Source organism: Microbacterium meiriae (assembly GCF_040685015.1).
Taxonomy (GTDB): Bacteria; Actinomycetota; Actinomycetes; order Actinomycetales; family Microbacteriaceae; genus Microbacterium; species Microbacterium meiriae.
Genome location: NZ_JBFBHD010000002.1, coordinates 1,079,941 through 1,097,059, shown reverse-complemented (window position 1 = coordinate 1,097,059; position 17,119 = coordinate 1,079,941). Strand labels below are relative to the sequence as shown.

The 17,119-nt window shown below is 71.5% G+C and carries 14 protein-coding genes; 11 read left to right on the top strand and 3 right to left on the bottom strand.

The features are described from left to right. Window positions 1–13 precede the first annotated feature (13 nt). From AB0N68_RS13780 to AB0N68_RS13770, 3 genes are read left to right on the top strand one after another with little or no spacing between them, the layout of a single operon-like run. Window positions 14–1,585 carry a S1C family serine protease gene (locus tag AB0N68_RS13780; RefSeq protein ID WP_259953155.1) on the top strand — a complete coding sequence of 524 codons (1,572 nt, stop codon included), beginning with the start codon at window positions 14–16 and terminating at the stop codon, window positions 1,583–1,585. Between the two features lie 45 nt (window positions 1,586–1,630). Continuing rightward, window positions 1,631–2,884 (top strand): CDP-glycerol glycerophosphotransferase family protein, encoded by a 1,254-nt coding sequence (locus AB0N68_RS13775; RefSeq protein WP_280569649.1) that lies wholly within the window; start codon window positions 1,631–1,633, stop codon window positions 2,882–2,884. Next, on the top strand, window positions 2,881–4,317 hold the full coding sequence (locus AB0N68_RS13770) for a CDP-glycerol glycerophosphotransferase family protein (RefSeq protein ID WP_280569646.1): 1,437 nt from the start codon (window positions 2,881–2,883) through the stop codon (window positions 4,315–4,317). The genes AB0N68_RS13775 and AB0N68_RS13770 overlap by 4 nt, the downstream gene beginning before the upstream one ends. 10 nt (window positions 4,318–4,327) lie before the next feature. Here the strand turns inward: AB0N68_RS13770 and AB0N68_RS13765 are convergent, their stop codons facing one another. Then, a complete protein-coding gene (locus tag AB0N68_RS13765) occupies window positions 4,328–5,353 on the bottom strand; it encodes a glycosyltransferase (protein ID WP_280569657.1) in 1,026 nt (341 codons plus the stop codon). 146 nt (window positions 5,354–5,499) lie between these two features. Here AB0N68_RS13765 and AB0N68_RS13760 point away from each other — a divergent pair, with 146 nt between their 5' ends. The 6 genes from AB0N68_RS13760 to AB0N68_RS13735 all read left to right on the top strand — a co-directional run bounded on the left by AB0N68_RS13760 (window position 5,500) and on the right by AB0N68_RS13735 (window position 11,419). After that, window positions 5,500–6,783 carry a CDP-glycerol glycerophosphotransferase family protein gene (locus AB0N68_RS13760; protein WP_280569643.1) on the top strand — a complete coding sequence of 428 codons (1,284 nt, stop codon included), beginning with the start codon at window positions 5,500–5,502 and terminating at the stop codon, window positions 6,781–6,783. Continuing rightward, window positions 6,780–7,550 (top strand): biotin--[acetyl-CoA-carboxylase] ligase, encoded by a 771-nt coding sequence (locus AB0N68_RS13755; protein ID WP_280569640.1) that lies wholly within the window; start codon window positions 6,780–6,782, stop codon window positions 7,548–7,550. Before AB0N68_RS13760 ends, AB0N68_RS13755 begins: the two co-directional genes overlap by 4 nt. Window positions 7,551–7,644: 94 nt before the next feature. After that, window positions 7,645–8,157 (top strand): PH domain-containing protein, encoded by a 513-nt coding sequence (locus AB0N68_RS13750; RefSeq protein ID WP_259953269.1) that lies wholly within the window; start codon window positions 7,645–7,647, stop codon window positions 8,155–8,157. Between the two features lie 94 nt (window positions 8,158–8,251). After that, a complete protein-coding gene (locus AB0N68_RS13745; RefSeq protein WP_280569637.1) occupies window positions 8,252–9,376 on the top strand; it encodes a 5-(carboxyamino)imidazole ribonucleotide synthase in 1,125 nt (374 codons plus the stop codon). 124 nt (window positions 9,377–9,500) lie between these two features. Further along, window positions 9,501–9,968 (top strand): 5-(carboxyamino)imidazole ribonucleotide mutase, encoded by a 468-nt coding sequence (gene purE / locus AB0N68_RS13740; protein ID WP_259953271.1) that lies wholly within the window; start codon window positions 9,501–9,503, stop codon window positions 9,966–9,968. Beyond that, complete coding sequence (locus AB0N68_RS13735; RefSeq protein WP_280569634.1) at window positions 9,965–11,419, top strand: LCP family protein; 1,455 nt, start codon at window positions 9,965–9,967, stop codon at window positions 11,417–11,419. Before purE ends, AB0N68_RS13735 begins: the two co-directional genes overlap by 4 nt. Before the next feature lie 176 nt (window positions 11,420–11,595). On the opposite strand, the gene AB0N68_RS13730 is transcribed toward AB0N68_RS13735, so the two are convergent. Both AB0N68_RS13730 and AB0N68_RS13725 read right to left on the bottom strand, forming a co-directional pair. After that, on the bottom strand, window positions 11,596–12,162 hold the full coding sequence (locus tag AB0N68_RS13730; protein WP_280569631.1) for an LAVTG motif-containing sortase-dependent surface protein: 567 nt from the start codon (window positions 12,160–12,162) through the stop codon (window positions 11,596–11,598). 142 nt (window positions 12,163–12,304) lie between these two features. Next, a complete protein-coding gene (locus AB0N68_RS13725; RefSeq protein ID WP_363332933.1) occupies window positions 12,305–14,068 on the bottom strand; it encodes a DUF4012 domain-containing protein in 1,764 nt (587 codons plus the stop codon). Between the two features lie 122 nt (window positions 14,069–14,190). On the opposite strand from AB0N68_RS13725, the gene AB0N68_RS13720 reads away from it, so the two are divergent. Together AB0N68_RS13720 and AB0N68_RS13715 are read left to right on the top strand one after the other, a co-directional pair. Then, window positions 14,191–15,264 (top strand): glycosyltransferase, encoded by a 1,074-nt coding sequence (locus tag AB0N68_RS13720; protein ID WP_280569626.1) that lies wholly within the window; start codon window positions 14,191–14,193, stop codon window positions 15,262–15,264. 101 nt (window positions 15,265–15,365) lie between these two features. Next, window positions 15,366–17,119 (top strand): LGFP repeat-containing protein (locus AB0N68_RS13715; protein WP_522727275.1); only part of this gene is annotated, 1,754 nt, incomplete at its 3' end.

The window sequence follows — 17,119 nt, the reverse complement described above, 5'->3', positions numbered from 1 at the left end:
GAAGGAGCACACCATGAACCAGGACAACCCGCAGGACCGCCCGGCACCGGCGTCGGACGACGCCGTGTCGGCCGGACACACCCCCCAGACCCCTCAGACCCCCGAGGCCGCGCCGAGCGCGCCGTCTCCGGCCGCCGACGGCACCCTCACGGGCACCCCGGCCGCTTCCGCCCCGGTCGCCCCGCAGGGCCACCACATGCCGCCGACGTTCGCGTCGCACGCCGCCGGTGCCCCGACCGTGGCACCCGTGCCGCACGGGCTGGCCGCGCCCGGTCCCGCCGCGGCGGGCGTCCCCGGCGCCGCATTCGGCGTCCCGGCGCACGACACCCGGCCGCTCGACGGCACGGTGCCGCCGGCCGAGGGCACCCCGACCGCGACGAAGGAGAAGTCGCGCGGCGGCACCCGCGTCGCGGCGTTCATCGTCGCAGCCGCCCTCGTCGGCGGCGTCGCCGGCTTCGGCGGAGGCGCGTTGCTCACCGGGCTGCAGGACTCCCCGTCCTCCGGCACGGCGCAGGGACCGCAGACCGTCACGGTCAACAACCCCGGCTCGGTCAACGAGACCACCGCGGTCGCGACCGAGGCGCTTCCCTCCGTCGTCACCATCGAGGTGGCCGGGTCGCAGGAGGCCGGCAGCGGCTCGGGCGTCATCATCAGCAAGGACGGCTACGTCCTCACCAACACCCACGTCGTGACCCTCGGCGGCGCGGCGGCTGATCCGACGATCCGCGTCACGACCTCCGACGGCCGCATCTACGAGGCGACCGTGGTCGGCACCGACCCGATCTACGACCTCGCGGTGATCAAGCTCACGGACGCCGAGGGCCTGACTCCGATCGAGTTCGCCGACTCGTCGAAGCTCAACGTCGGCGATACCGCCGTGGCGCTCGGCGCCCCGCTGGGCCTGGCCAACTCGGTCACCACCGGCATCGTGAGCGCGCTGAACCGCAGCATCCAGATCGCCTCCTCCGCGCTGCCCGACTCCTCTTCCGAGGACGCCCCGCAGGAGCAGGCACCGGAGGACGGCCAGGGCGAGGGGCCCTTCCAGTTCGATCTGCCCGGCAACAGCGGGCAGCAGGCCACCGAGTCGATCTCGATCGCCGTGATCCAGACCGACGCGGCGATCAACCACGGCAATTCCGGCGGTGCCCTCGTCAACAGCAAGGGCGAGCTGATCGGCATCAACGTCGCGATCGCGAGCTCGGGCAACTCGGAGGAGTCGGGTTCGATCGGCATCGGCTTCGCCATCCCGTCCAACATCGCCCAGCGCGTCGCCGATGAGATCATCGCCGATGGCGCGGCCACGCACGGCCTCCTGGGTGCCTCGGTCCGCGATGCCTCCGGCGTCGAGGGCGCGACGGTGGCCGGCGCCTACATCGCCGAGGTCACCGACGGGGGCGCCGCCGAGGCCGCCGGTCTCCAGGCCGGTGACGTCGTGACGCGTTTCAACGGCGTCCCGATCACGAGCGCGACCGACCTCACGGCGCAGGTGCGCGCAGCGGCCGCCGACAGCAAGGCCGACGTGACCTACGTCCGCGACGGCAAGGAGAGCGACATCGAGGTGACGCTCGGCACGCTCGCCGGCTGATCCCCACGTCAGAGAAGGACGCCACCTGCGCGATAGGCTCGCCGGGTGGCGTCCTTCTCTTTCGGCACCGGCAACGCGGCCAAGCTGCTCCGGATCCCGCTGTACGCCCTCGGCCGTCTCGGCACCCTTCTCGTGCCGCGCGGTCCGCGCTGGGTCTTCGGGTGCGGCGCCGGCGTCGGGGACGGCGCCCTCGCCCTGCAGCGGTACGCAGCGGAGGCGGGCCATGACACCCTGTGGCTGGCCGGGTCCCCGCGCGAAGCGGCGGACGCCGCGGCCCTCGGTCTGCGGAGCGTGCCACGGGGCGGTCTGCGCGGCTGGTGGGCGACCGCGCGCGCCGGGGTGCTGATCGTGACCCACGGCCTCGGCGACGTGAACCGCTACGGCAACGGCGGCGCGTTCGTGGTGCAGCTCTGGCACGGCATCCCGCTCAAACGCATCGGCCTCGACTCTCCCGCCACGACCCAGGTGCCGGCCGTGCCCGGTGCGCCGGTCCTGCGTCGGCTCGTCGGTTGGATGTACCGGGGTGCCGCGCAGCGCATCCGGGTCCTCCCTGCCGCCTCGCACCGCGCCAGAGCACGCCTCGAGTCCGCGTTCGGGCTGGGCGATGATCGCGTGGTGGTGACCGGGGAGCCGCGCGTCGACGTGCTCTCGAGCGGTTCGCCCGAGGAACGCCGCGCCCATGCACGGGGGCTGCTCGCCGAGGCCGTGGGCGCGATCGGCGACACCGACCGGATCGTCCTCTACGCGCCGACCTGGCGCGACGGCGCTCCCGACCCGTCCGTCCCGACGGCTGAGGAATGGGTGCGGATCATCCGGGTGCTCGAATTCCACGACGCCGTCCTCCTCGTGCGCTCCCACCCCCTCGGCGACGGCAGCTACGCGCCGCCGGTGCCGACGACGCGGGTGCGGGCGCTGCCCAGCACGGTCGTCAGCGATGTGACGCCGGTGCTGCCCGCCGTCGACATCCTCATCACGGACTACTCGTCGCTCGCGTACGACGTGGGGCTCCTCGCCCTGCCGGTCGTCTTCCTCGCACCGGATGTCGCCGAGTACGCCCGCACCCGCGGCTTCTACGGCCGCTTCGAGGAGGTCGCCGCGTCCGGCGTCGCCACGGGGTGGGAAGACGCCCTCGTCCGGCTGGCGTCGCTGCTCGGCGATGCGGCCGCGTTCGACGAGGCCGCCGAGCGTTCCGCTACGCTCAGCGCGGAGATGCACGCGTTCCGTGACGGTCAGAACACTCGTCGGGTATACCGGGCGATCCGTGCGCGGGGGGTCCCCGCGCCGAAGGGAGCAGCATGACGACGGCCCGCATCGATGACACGGCACAGGCGCTGGTCATCGCAGGGACCGGGCAGCGTCCGGAGAGCGCCGAGCTCACCGGACCGCGGGCGCGGGTGAAGGCCCGCCTCACCGGTGGGGGGAAGACCTGGAAGGCGACGTTCGCGCTCCGCGCGTCGCGATGGGGCGGTCCGGAGCTGCCTCTGCCGTCCGGGGAGTACGACCTGCGGATCGACGGCGTCGATCTGGCCGAGCTGCGTCTCGCGCCGGTGCTCCTCCCGGGGGTGCGGATCGCCGTCGACGGTGCCGTCGTCCACATCGCGGCGCCCGTGGACCCCGTGTACGACACCGCCGAGGGGCGTTCCACGCTCGAGGAGCGCTACGTGGCGCAGGCAGGCGGCACCGAGAACGCCGTGTTCTTCGAGAGCTTCTACGGCCGGAGCGTCGGCTGCAACCCGCGCGCCATCGATCGGGAGCTCGCACGGCGCGCGCCGGGAGTGCGCCGGTATTGGAGCGTCGCCGACCTGTCGGTCGAGGTGCCGGACGGAGCGATCGCCGTGATCGAGGGCAGCCCGGAATGGTGGCACGCCCGCGGGGCCGCGCGCCTGCTCGTCGTGAACGACTGGCTGCGACGGCGCTTCGCGCGGAAGCCCGGGCAGAAGGTGGTGCAGACCTGGCACGGCACGCCCCTCAAGCGCCTGGCGCTGCACCGCCCCGGGTTCGATCCCCGGCGGATGGCGGCGGTGGTCAAGGAGTCCCGGCGGTGGGACGTGCTGCTCGCGCAGAACACGTACGCCGCGCGGATCCTGCGCAAGGCTTATGCGTTCTTCGGGCGGCCGATCTGGGTCGACGGCTATCCGCGCAACGATGCGCTGCGTACCGGGGACCCGGTCGCCGTTCGCGCGGCGCTCGGCATCGGGGCCGACGAGCGCGTCCTCCTCTACGCCCCGACCTGGCGCGACGACCGGGCGGAGATGGTCGACTTCGTCGATCCCGAACTCCTCGCGCGGCAGACGAACGCCGTCGTGCTGGTGCGCGGCCACTCGCGCACGCTGGGCGAGGGCAGGGATCGCGCCGGCGCCCGGGTGATCGATGTGACGGGCTACCCCGAGACGTCGCAGCTCCTGCTCGCCGCCGACGCCCTCGTCACGGACTACTCCTCCGTCATGTTCGACTACTCGGTGACCGGCAAGCCGATGTACTTCCTCGTGCCCGACCTCGACCACTACCGCGGTCAGCTCCGCGGCTTCTACTTCGATCTGGCGGAGCGGGCGCCGGGGCCCTTGCTCGGTACGCAGGACGAACTCGTGGCCGCGCTGGAGGATGCGGGGCACCGGGAGAGGTACGCCGAGCGCTATGCCGCCTGGCAGCGGCAGTTCAACACCCTCGACGACGGTCGGGCCGCGCAGCGGGTGGTCGACCGGATCCTCGACCTCGGATTCGTCACGCCGTAGTCGTCGGACGTCAGGGCAGGGGGGTGTTCCGCGTGCCGAGCCGGGACGCGTCCACCGTGTCGCCGGCTCCGCGCAGCACGCCGCCGAGGAAGCCGAGACCCCACGAGAGGTGCATCGTGGGCAGCACGAGGAGCGTCCACAGGCGTTGCCGCACGCCGCCCCCGCCGGGAGCGAGGGCCACGCCGACCACGAGCAGCACGTAGAGCGCGAGCGGGACGTAGACCAGGCACGAGGCGATGAGGGAGGCGGTTCCCGACACCGCACCGGACAGCTGCAAGGCCCCGAGGACCACGGCGAGTGCGACGAACAGCAGCAGGACCGGCGGCGCGAAGTAGCGAAGACCGTTGCGACGACCGAAGCGCCGCACCAGCTCCCCTCGCCAGGCGCCGGTCGCGCGGAACTGCCTGGCCAGGCGCGGCCAGCTCTCGCGGGGCCAGTAGGTCACCGACAGCTCGGGGTCGAACCACACGCGGTGCCCGGCCTGGCGGATGCGCAGGTTCAGCTCCCAGTCCTCGCCGCGGCGGATCGTCTCGTCGAACAGACCGACCTCGTCGAGGACGTCCCGACGGATCACGCCGAGGTAGGCGGACTCCGCCTCTCCTTCGACGCGGCCGCCGTGATACGCCCCGCCGCCGAGGCCGACGGGGGAGTTGTACAGCCGGGCGACGGCCTTCTGGAAGGGCGTCCGGCCCTCGGCGTGCATGACGCCGCCGACGTTGGCGGCCCCCGTGCGCTGCAGGGTCTGCAGGGCCCTGGCCGCGTAGCCGGGAGCGAGCTCGGAGTGGGCATCGACCCGGATGACCGTGGGGTAGCGGCTGGCCCGGATCGCGGCGTTGAGGCCGACCGGGATGTGCGCGGCCGGGTTGTCGACGAGACGGATCCGGTCGTCGGCCGCGGCCAGTCGGCGGGCGAGGGCGGTGGTGCCGTCCGATGACGGTCCCAGCGCGAGGATGAGCTCGGCGGGGACGCCGACCTCCTGGGCGAGCACCGATGCGACGGCGTGCTCCAGGTAGGCGCGTTCGTTGAGCACCGGCATCACGAAGGACACCCCGGTGACGGGGGTGGGGGATCCGTTGGCTGGCACACGTCGATCATGTCACGCCGCTCCTGCCGCTCTCTCTCAGGCGGCGTCCGCCTGTCCGCCGCCGCGGATGCCGGGACAGGACGAACTATCCTGGAGGGATGGGTGCACTGTCTGACGCGAAGAAGGCCTACCGTCTCCTGCAGCGGGCGCTCGCTTCGCGCTCGGCGGTGCAGCGCGTCCGCCGCCGGCTGGCGGATCAGGTGCCGTACCCGGCCGAGCACTTCCAGGTCGCGGTGTACTTCGCGGACGGCGCCGTGAACATGTACCAGATGCGGCAGTGGTACCGCCCGCTGGCCGCGCTCGCCGAGCGGTGGCCCGTCGTGGTGCTGGCACGCCAGGCGACCGGCGCGGAGAAGCTCCTCGAGGAGGACGGCCCGCCCGTCGCCTTCGTGCCGAAGGTGCGCGATCTCGAGCGCTTCCTGGCCACGCAGGACATCCGCGTGGTGCTGTACGTGAACCAGAACACCCGCAACTTCCAGATGTTCCGGTACGGCCGCCGGTGGCACGTGTTCATCAACCACGGCGAGTCCGACAAGATGTACATGACCACGAATCAGTACAAGGCCTACGATTACGCCTTCGTCGCCGGTCAGGCGGCGAGGGACCGGCTGTCGCGGACGCTGTGGGACTACGACGTGGAGAGCCGGACGATCGAGATCGGACGCCCCCAGGCGGACCACTACTCCGGCTCGCTCCCGTACACACCGGACGACCGTCTCGTCGTGCTGTACGCGCCGACCTGGGAGGGAGACCGGCCCAGCGCGCACTACGGCTCCATCGCCTCGCACGGCGAGCGCCTCGTGGCGCGACTCCTCGCGACGGGGGAGCACCGTGTCATCTACCGTCCGCACCCGCGAAGCGGTGTCGTCGACGAGGCCTACGGGGCGGCGCACCGGCGCATCATCGCGGCCATCGCCGCCGCGAACGCGGCCGATCCGACCGCCCAGCATGTGTATGACGACGGTCCAGAGCTCGGATGGCAGCTGGCCGCCGCCGACGTCGCCGTCGTGGACATCTCGGCCATGGTGTACGACCGCCTCGCGGCGGGAAAGCCGCTCATGATCACGCGACCGGTCGACGAGGAGGCCGCCGTCGACACCACCGGCTACCTCTCGGACTGCGAGTGGCTGTCCGCGGAGGCGGCGGACGACATCGTCGCCGAGGTGGAGCGCGTGCGGCAGGACGAGGCGGCCGTCGCGCGGCTGCAGATGTGGGTGCGCCACTACTTCGGCGACACCACCCCCGGTGTCGCGACGCAGAAGTTCCACGCGGCCGTCGACCATCTCATGGGGGAGTGGGAGCGGTGGCGCGACCGCGAGATCGGCGCCGTCCGCGGTGACGCGGACGATGACGACGACGAAGCCGACGACGAGGACGTATGAGCGGCGACTTCCCGCGCTCCGCCGCGCTCGCACCGCGTCTCGAGGTGGTCGACGCGGCGGGGTCGACCAACGCCGACCTCCGTGGGCATGCGGACGACGCCGACGGCTGGCCGCACCTCTCGGTCCTCCTGACCCGGCACCAGACCGCCGGACGGGGGCGACTGGATCGCCGGTGGGTGGCCCCGGCGGGGTCGGCGCTCGCGGTGAGCGTCCTCCTCCGCGATCTGCCCGCCGAACCCGCGGCGCGAGGCTGGATCCCGCTCGCCGCCGGAGCGGCCATGACCGAGGCCGTCGCCGCGCAACTGCCCGCCGCCACCGTCGCCCTCAAGTGGCCGAACGACGTCCTCGTCGACGGCCGCAAGATCTGCGGCATCCTCGCCGAGGCGACCCCGCACGCTGTCATCGTCGGCGCGGGGGTCAACACGTCCATGACCGCGACGCAGCTTCCGGTGCCCACGGCCACCTCGTTCGCGGTGCACGGCGTGGTCGTCGACGAGGACGAGCTGCTCCACTCCTACCTCTCGGCGCTCGACGGTCACCTGACCGCGCTCACCGCGGCGGACGACGCGATCGCGAGCGGTCTCCATGCGGCGGTCGCCGCACGGTGCGCGACGGTGGGACAGGCCGTGCGGGTCTCGCTCCCCGGCGGCTCCCTGCTCGACGGGACGGCCGTCGGCATCGACGCCGAGGGACGCCTGCGCGTCGAGGCGGAGGGCACCGTGCACGCGGTCTCGGCCGGCGACGTCGTGCACGTCCGCCCCGCGTGAGGCGGGGACACGCCGCCGCACGGACGGTGTTGTCGGCGATCCCGGGCACAATGGGGGTGTGACCCAGCCCGTGACGCTCGGCGGACGCCCGCTGATGCCGCCGCCCGGCACTCCCGCCGAGGAGTTGCTGATCGCGCGCTTCCGTGGCCACGCGCGTCGGCTCTTCTGGTCGGCGCTCGTGCTCATCGCCGTCTTCGGGGCCACCGCCTACTTCTACGGCAACCTGCCGGCCGGCTTCGAGGACTGGATGCTGCTCGCGGCTGCCGGGACCGTCGTCCTCGTCGCCGTCGTGATCCCCTTCATCGTCTGGTACTCCCGGACGACGACGATCACGACCCGTCGCGTCATCGCCGCCCAGGGCCTGGGCGCGCGCAACCGCCGCGAGATGTCGCACGCACGCGGTTACACGATCGGCGTCCGTCGCGGCCCGCTGCAGCGGATGTGGGGCTGCGGGACCATCACGCTCTCAAACGGCGTGGACGCGCCTCTGCGTCTGGTGAACGTGCCGAACGTCACCCTCGTGCACGAGACCCTCGCCGACCAGATCGAGGTCGGTCAGATCCTGGCCCACCGCGACGCCCAGGCGAGCGGCGACGACTTCGCCTGAGCGCGGCCGACGTGCCCGGTCCGTCCGGGGTGCACCTGCGTTCCCCGGGCGCTCGCGCGTGCGGAAGAATGGGCATGACGAATGGAGGCGGCACATGGCGCTGCGCGTGGGCGTGATCGGCGGAGGACAGCTGGCACGGATGATGATCGCTCCGGCGGTCGAGCTCGGTCTCGATCTGCGGGTGCTCGCCGAAGAGGAGGGTATGGCCGCGGGCCTCGCCGCCACAGCGGTGGGTGACTACCGTGACCTCGAGACCGTGCGTGCCTTCGCCGCCGACGTCGACGTCATCACGTTCGACCACGAGCATGTGCCGCAGGACGTGCTCTGCGCTCTCGTCGCCGAGGGCGTCGCCGTGCACCCCGGCCCGGATGCGCTCCAGTTCGCCCAGGACAAGCTCGTCATGCGCTCCCGGCTGGCGGAGCTCGGCGTGCCGCAGCCCGAGTGGGCTCCGGTCCGCTCCGCTGACGACCTGCAGCGCTTCCTCGACGAGCACGACGGTGCCGCGGTGGTCAAGACGCCGCGGGGCGGGTACGACGGCAAGGGTGTGCGGGTGGTGCGCTCGGGCGCCGAAGCGCAGGACTGGCTCGATACGCTGCAGGGCTCTGACGCCCTGCTCGTCGAGGAGCTCGTCCCCTTCGTCCGTGAGCTCGCCCAGCAGGTCGCACGCCGACCCGGGGGAGAGATGATCCCGTATCCGGTCGTCGAGACGGTGCAGCGCGACGGCGTCTGCGCCGAGGTGATCGCCCCGGCGCCCGCGGCGACCGAGCGTCTCGCCGAGGTCGCTGAGGACATCGGCCGTCGTATCGCGGAGGGCCTGGGCGTGACCGGGATGCTCGCGGTCGAGCTCTTCGAGACGGACGACGAGCGCATCCTCGTGAACGAGCTCGCCATGCGACCGCACAACAGCGGACATTGGAGCCAGGACGGAGCCGTCACCGGACAGTTCGAGCAGCATCTGCGTGCCGTGGCGGATCTGCCCCTGGGGAACACCCAGCCCCGCGCGGCATGGTCGGTCATGGTGAACATCCTCGGCGGCCCGACGGACGGCACTCTCGGAGACCGTTTCGAGGCGGCGATGACCGCGCACCCCGATGCCAAGATCCACACGTACGGCAAGGCGCCGCGGCCCGGCCGCAAGGTGGGGCACGTGAACGTCGCCGGGGACGACCTCGACGACGCGGTGTACGAGGCCAGGGCCGCCGCAGCGGCCTTCGCCTGAGGATTCCCGCGGCGGCACACGGAAAAGACGTGTGCCGCTCGGGGGTTCTCCCAGCGCGAGACCGTAGCCTGATCTGGTGACCGAGCCACTGCACTCCTCCGCCGCTCCTCTGGTCGGCGTCGTCATGGGATCCGACTCCGACTGGCGCGTCATGAGCGACGCGTCCCAAGCGCTCACCGACTTCGGGGTCCCTCACGAGGTCGAGGTGGTCTCGGCCCACCGTACGCCGGACAAGCTCATGTCGTACGCGCGTGAGGCGCGGTCTCGTGGCCTGCGCGTCATCATCGCGGGCGCCGGCGGTGCCGCCCACCTGCCCGGCATGCTCGCGTCGATGACGGCGCTCCCGGTCATCGGCGTCCCCGTGCCGCTCGCGTACCTGGACGGCATGGACTCCCTGCTGTCGATCGTGCAGATGCCCGCGGGTATCCCGGTCGCGACGGTGTCGATCGGCGGCGCGCGCAACGCCGGCCTGCTCGCGGCCCGGATCCTCGCTGCCGCGGACGACGATCTGGCGGACCGCGTCGAAGCCTACGCCGCCGACCTCGAGGCGCAGGTCGAGGAGAAGAACGATCGGCTGAAGGGCTCGCTGTGACCCTTGCGCCCCCGCGCGCGACACGACGTCCGCTCATCGAGACGCGGCCGCTGCGACACCCGGACCCGGCCGATCCGGGCCTCATGTCGAAGCGCGCCTGGTGGCTCGTCGGGCTCAACCTCCTCATCCCGGGCTCCGCGCAGGTGCTCGCGGGCAATCGCCGCCTGGGCAGGTTCGGACTCGGCGTCACGCTGACGACGTGGGTCCTGGCCGTCCTCGCCCTCGCCCTCGCCCTGTTCGCGCGCCCCGTCTTCCTCTGGCTCACGATCGGCGGCGGCTTCGTCTCGGCGGTACTGCTCACCCTCGTGCAGGTGCTGCTCGTGGGTGTCGTGGTGCTCTGGATCGTCCTCACCTTCGACACGCTCCGGCTCGTCCGTCTGGTCAAGGTCCCCGCGCCGTCGCGCTTCGTCCTCCCGGTCGTCGCCCTCCTCCTGTTGGGGCTGGTCGGCGGCATGACCGGGTACGCGGCCACGGCGGTGGGCTCGGTGCGGGGCAGCGTCGGGGCCATCTTCGGGCAGAGCGGGCCGAGCCTGCCGCCCAGCGACGGCTACTACAACATCCTGCTGCTCGGCGCGGACAGTGGAGACGGTCGCGACTCGATGCGGTTCGACAGCATCTCCGTCGTCTCCGTCAATGCCGAGACCGGCGCGGTCACCATCACCGGCATCCCCCGTGAGCTCCCGCATGCGCCGTTCAGCGACGGCAGCCCGATGCAGGAGCTGTATCCCGACGGCTTCCAGGGACAGGGCTCGTCCACCTGCGGCTGGAACGGCTGGATGAACCATGTGCGCAACGCCGCGGAGGTGTGCCGGGAGGACAAGGGGACCGGGCTCTATCCGGACGCGGACGCCACGGGCTCGGCACCGGGCATCGAGGCGACCAAGGACGCCGCGGAGGGCGTGCTCGGCATCGAGATCCCGTACTACGTGTTCGTCGACATGCACGGCTTCGCCGACCTCGTGGACGCCCTCGGCGGCGTGGACATCACCGTCACCGAGCGCCTCCCCAAGGGCGGTCCGCCCGAGGGGTGGTCCGGGACCGACGTGAACGAGTGGGCGATCGGGTGGATCGAGCCCGGGCAGCAGCACATGGATGGCGACACCGCGCAGTGGTACGCCCGCTCGCGGTACACGACCAGCGACTGGGACCGCATGAAGCGGCAGCGCGAGCTGCAGGAGGCGATCCTCGCCCAGTTCACGCCGCAGACCGTGCTCACGCGTTTCAACGAGGTGGCTGCCGCGGGCACGGCGCTCATCGACACGGATCTTCCGCAGGGCAAGCTGCCGGAGTTCTTCGATCTCATGCTCAAGGCCAAGGAGCAGCCGGTCCAGACGGTCGAACTGACGCCGGAGAACGGTGTCGACGAGTTCGACCCGAACTACGACTTCATCCACGAGCTCATGCAGCAGAAACTGCATCCGCCGACGGACACCCCTACCCCCGCCCCGTGAGTCCGCGGGGGACGACGCAGCCCACGGGCGATGTTCCCGGGAACATCGCCCGTGGGCCGTCCGGTGCATGACCGGATTCGCCAGACGACGGTGATCGGAGGGGGAGGGATCACCGTCGTCCAGCCGGCCACCGCACAAGGCGGCGACCTGGCTCAGGCGCGCGTGCCGCGCGCGACTCAGGCGCGCTTGCGGCGCGCGGCTCCGACGGCGACGAGGCCACCACCGGCGACCAGAGCGACTGCGGCGCCGCCGACGATCCACGGCGACACCGATCCGCCGGTGAGGGCGAGCTCCGTGCCGCCTGTGAGCGGCAGCTCGGTCCCGGCGGGAGCAGCGGTGCCGGGGTCGTGGTCGCAGCTGGAAGCGGCGGCGTTCCCGTGCGAGACCGTCACCGTGGCGGTGTATGTCCGAGAACCGGCGAAGTCGAGGGCGTAGGCCCCCTGCCCGTCGGAGGGCGGGCGGAACGTGACCCTCAGGCTGCCGTCGGACGCGGCGGTGTTGCCCGAGATGGCGGCGGCGCCGGCGTTCTGTCCCGAGACGGACACTCCGACGGTCTCCGAGGGCTCGAAGTACCCGGCGCCGAAGGCGACGGTCGAGACCTCACAGGTGTCGATGATCGCGTCGCCCACCTTCGCGCCCGGAGGCGAGGGGTAGGAGTCGCTCGGTGCCGCAGAGGCGACGGTCGGCGCGGCCAAGATGAGCGCGCCAGCGGTAAGGCTGATGGCAGCCAGTTTCTTCAGCATGATTTCTCCCCAGAATTTCACGCGGAATCGCCTCCGGACACACCCCTGCGTCCGACTGCGCGAGATCCTCTGCCCCCACGGCAGGTTCACGGACCCCGGTTATTCCCCAGTGAGATGACAGTACCTCATCCGTCGGCGATTGTCACGAGCCGCACTGCAGGGTGTCGCGGGTCAGCTTCGGACCCACGATCAGCGGGGTGTGCTCCACCTCGGTGAGACGTGCTCCGGCGCCGTCGCCCTGGAACTCCACGGTGATCGTCGTGGAGGCGCCGGGGGCGAGGAGCACCTCGTGCTGCACGACGGAGCGATCGCCGATGGTCGTCGTCTGCACGCCCTCTTCCGAGCCGTCCCGGTCGATGTGCGACGGCAGGGCGCCTTCCGGACCGTAGACGGCGATCAGAGTGCGCACGCTGCCGGCCGGCACGCCGTACACGCCGTCGCCGGTGACGTACGGGGGCAGGGAGGTGGCGGCGTCGGCGGGGGCCGTGTTCGACCACGTGACGCGCACCTGGGTCGTCGGCACCCCTGCGCAGGTGCCCACCGCCGTCGCGATGGACGCGCGGGTGTAATAGTCCATCTTCCCGCCGGTGCCGTCGTTCATCAGGACGCCGACCACCGCGGCGTCCTCGTCATCCTGCGGCATGGCGCCGCCGAGCGCGCTGGCGGCGAGGAGCGACTCCTCCGCCTCACGCGCGCTCCAGATCCGGATGCGGCCTTCGCCGGCGGCGTCGGCGAGCGCGCGGACGAGGGCCTGCGGCTCGGCATGGGACAGAGCAGCCGAGAACAGTCCGCCGGCGGCCTGAGCGAAGATCGCGTCCTGAGCCGCGGGATCGGGGATCGCTGCGTAGATCTCGGAGAGGAGCAGGTCGGTCACGGTCTCCGCGGTCGCCGTGAACGGCCCGAAGGACAGGTCTCCGGTGGCCCGCATGAGGTGCGCGGCCACCACGGCGTCCACCGCGATCACCCCGTCGACCTTTCCCCCGTACCGCCCTTCCCACCGGGCGGCGATGGTCTGCCCGGCCTCCCGGAAATCGGGGATGCTGGTGATGTTCTGCAGATAGCGGCCGGGGCGGTCCTCGAAGAGCGCGACGGTGCTGTCGCTGAGCGGGAGCGCCGTGTCCAGCGGGGGGAAGTCGCGCGTCGACGCCTGCCGCTGCAGCGTGACCTTGCCGTTCTCCGCGCGCAGGAGCGCGATCGATCCGATGATGCCGCCCGATGACCGCAGCTCGGCGTTGTTCTGCATCGCGAGCACGTAGGTGCGCGGGCCCTCACCCCCGAGCATGGTCGGCAGCAGGACGGAGGCGCCGTGCAGCGCGCCGACGGCCGTCGCAGCCTGGGTGACGGCCCCGCGCATCTCCCGGACGGCGTCGGCCAGAGGGGGGAGGGTGGCGTCGGCATCGATGCGCCGCGCCCGCTCCTCCGCGGCAGCCAAGGCCGAGCTCGCGGTGCCGAGTGGCTTCTCGACGGTCGCGAAGGGGGCGAGGTCGATCGCCCCGCCCGAGAAGCCGAGGCTCGTGATGTCGACGTCGGCGGCGACGTCGAGCAGCGGACCGAGCGCGTCCGTGGAGACGTCGTCGGCGATCTCGGCGACATCGCTCACCGCGCGGAAGTTGGGCCCGATCCAGGGCAGCACCCCGAACGCGTGCCAGATCGGGTCCCCGGTCAGCGACCGGGCCGACTCCGCGTTGCGGGAGATGCGGTCGGCGATCGGGGCTGCCCCGTCGAGATCTCCGTCGGCGATGGACTGCTTCAGCTGACTGGTCGCCTTCGCGATCTGCTGCAGGTTGTCGACCGCGCCGATGCCGCGCACCGTGACCCAGCCCAGTGCGAGGACGAGGAGCACGAGGACGAGGCCGACGGTCCACCCGACCCATCGGCGGCGGACGGGAAGGCGACCATCGCTCACCCTGGCATTCAAGCACGGCGAAGCTGCCGGGCGCTCTCCCGATGCTGTGGGAACGCTGAGTAGCGGTGCGGACAGGTGATGCGCTCCCGGGGTCGTCGGCATCCCGCGGTTAGCCTGATCGCATGGGTGCTCGACTGCGTGTTGTTCTGGATCAGCTCGTGCACGTCGTCGACCCCGATCAGGCGGCGGCATCGCGAGATCTCGCCGCCGGGCTCGTCCAGACGGCGCCGCCGAACTGCACGGTCGATGCGATCGTGCCTTCGGGGGCAGAGGTGCCGCTCCGTGGGATCGGAGAAGTGCGCACGCTCGCGGTCGGACGGCGCGAGCTCGCCGCGTCCTGGCAACTCGGCATCGCCCCTGGCGTCGGCGGCGGCCTCATCCACGCGCCGACGCTGCTCGCCCCACTGGTCCGCCACGACCGGGTGCACGACAACGATCAGACCACCGTCACGCTGTGGGACCTGCGGGCCTGGGAGGCGCCGTCTCAGCTGTCGCGCGGCGCCGTCGCCTGGCAACGAGGCATGCTCCGACGTGCCGTGAAACACGCAGATGCCGTGGTCGTTCCGTCCCACTCCATGGCGGAGCGCCTGTCCGGTCTCGCGAAGCTCGGTGACCGCATCCGCGTCATCGCCGGCGCGCCACCTCAGGACCTCCTGCGTCCCGCGGACGTCGCCTCGCGTCGGGCCGACCTCGGTGTCCCCGCGGACTACCTCGTCCTCTCCGGGCCGGAGGACGCGCTGGCCGCCGGTTTCCGCGGCGCCGCCGCGGCGAACCTCGACGCCGTGGTGATCGGAGCGGCTGAGGGGGCGGAACCGCGAATCGCCGAGATCGCCGCCGCCGCCGGGCTGCCCGAGCGGCGCGCGCACATCCGGGGGACGCTCGAGGTCTCGGATCGCGCCGCCGTCGTCGCCGGGGCCCGCGTCTTCGTGTCGACCGATGCCGTCTCCGGGTGGCCGTGGCGCGCTGTGGAGGCGATGTCGCTCGGCGTCCCCGTGGTCGCCGTGGAGTCCGGGTGTCATCACGACGTCCTCGCCGACGGGGGAGCGGTGGTCAGCGAGAGTGCTCTGCCGGAGGCCGTGGAGGACGCGGCGACGACAGGGAGGGAGCGCCTGCGCGTGCTCGCCGCCGACCGGTCGCGGGCGTTCTCCTGGGCGAGTTCGGCGGAGCGCGTGTGGAGTCTGCACGCGGACCTCTGATCACCTGAACGCCAGCTTCGCATCGGCGCGACACGCCGAGAGCTGATCGCATTTCCGTGGCAACAGTGGCATCATCCCGCAACTTCCGTCACACTGGTCACATGTCTCGACGTGCCCCACGCTCTCGAAACACCACGAAGGTCACCCGCCTTCTCACCTGTTTCCTCGCTGCCTCCGCCCTGGTGATCGGCACGGTGGTCCCCGCCACCGCCGCCTCCGCCGCTGTGACGTCCGCCGTCGGCGGTTCCGTGAGCAGGGTCGTCGGCGACCCCGCGGCCGCCGGGATCGTGAAATCGTCGCTGGTCGGGTTCACGCCCGGCAACATCATCAGCGACGCTGTCTTCACCGACAGCAGCACCATGACCGAGGCGCAGATCCAGAGCTTCTTCAACAGCAAGGTCTCGAAGTGCCAGAGCGGATACGTCTGCCTCAAGGACTTCAAGATCACGTCGGTCACCCGCCCTGCCGATGCGTACTGCGACGGATACACCGGTGCGAAGAACGAGTCGGCAGCTCGCATCATCTACCGCGTCGCCAAGGCCTGCGACATCAACCCGCGGGTCCTCATCGTCATGCTCCAGAAGGAGCAGGGCCTCGTGACGCATACGTGGCCCAGCGCATGGCGCTACAACATCGCGCTCGGCCAGGGGTGCCCGGACACGGCACCGTGTGACCCGAACTTCGTGGGATTCTTCCATCAGATCTACGGCGCTGCGCGTCAGATGCAGATCTACATGGAGGGGAAATGGTTCCAGTGGTATGCCCCCGGCAAGACCTGGAACATCCTCTACAACCCGAACAAGTCGTGCGGCTCCTCGCCCGTCTACATCGCCAACGCGGCCACGGCGGCGCTCTACTACTACACGCCGTACCAGCCGAACGCGGCGGCGCTCCGCGCCGGCTACGGCACGGGTGACAGCTGCTCCGCCTACGGCAACCGAAACTTCTACAACTACTTCACCGACTGGTTCGGCGCCACGAAGTACACGGTCTCCGGAGCGATCCTGACGGCCTGGAACGCCCAGGGCGGAGCGACCGGCCGGTACGGCCAGCCCACCGGCAACGCCGTGTACGTGTCGGCGAACGGCGGCGGCTACGTGCAGCAGTTCGCCAAGGGCACGATCTGGAAGCCGGCGTCCTCTTCGCATGCGTACCCGATGAGCAGTGGGCCCTTCCGCGCGAACTACCTCGCCGCCGGCGGCGAGAAGGGCTCATGGGGGTGGCCCACCGGCAATGCGGTATGCCAGCTGGCGGACGGCGGCTGCAAGATGGTCTTCCAGAAGGGCACCGTCTACTACTCGGCAGCGACCGCCTCGGCGCTGGTGCCTACCGCTTTCGCGGCCCTCTACGAGACGTTGGGAGCCGAATCGAGCCGGTTCGGGTACCCGACCAAGGCCGCTGTCGCCGGACCCGATGCCGGATTCGAGCAGACGTTCCAGAACGGCGTGATCGCCTACTCTCCGGCGACGCGGCTCGTCGAGGTCAGCGGGTCCTTCCTGACCTTCTGGCGGGCGGCCGGCGGCGTCAAGAGCGTCTACGGGTATCCGAAGACCGCCGTGCTGTCCGTCACCGCGAACGGCGGTGGCCAGGTGCAGGAGTACACCAAGGGCAAGATCTGGTCCTCGTCCACCGGCACCTTCGGAATGAAGACCGGTGGGATGCTCACCGACTATCTCGCCGCCCAGGGTGAAGCCGGCGAGTGGGGCTGGCCGATCTCGGCACAGAACTGCTCGACGACGGCCGGTGGCTGCGCGATGTCGTTCCAGAAGGGCGTCGTGGGGTGGTCTTCGGCCACGGGCTCGGTCATGGTGAGCGCGAAGGTCGGTGCGGAGTGGACGCGGTACGGGGGCGCGGC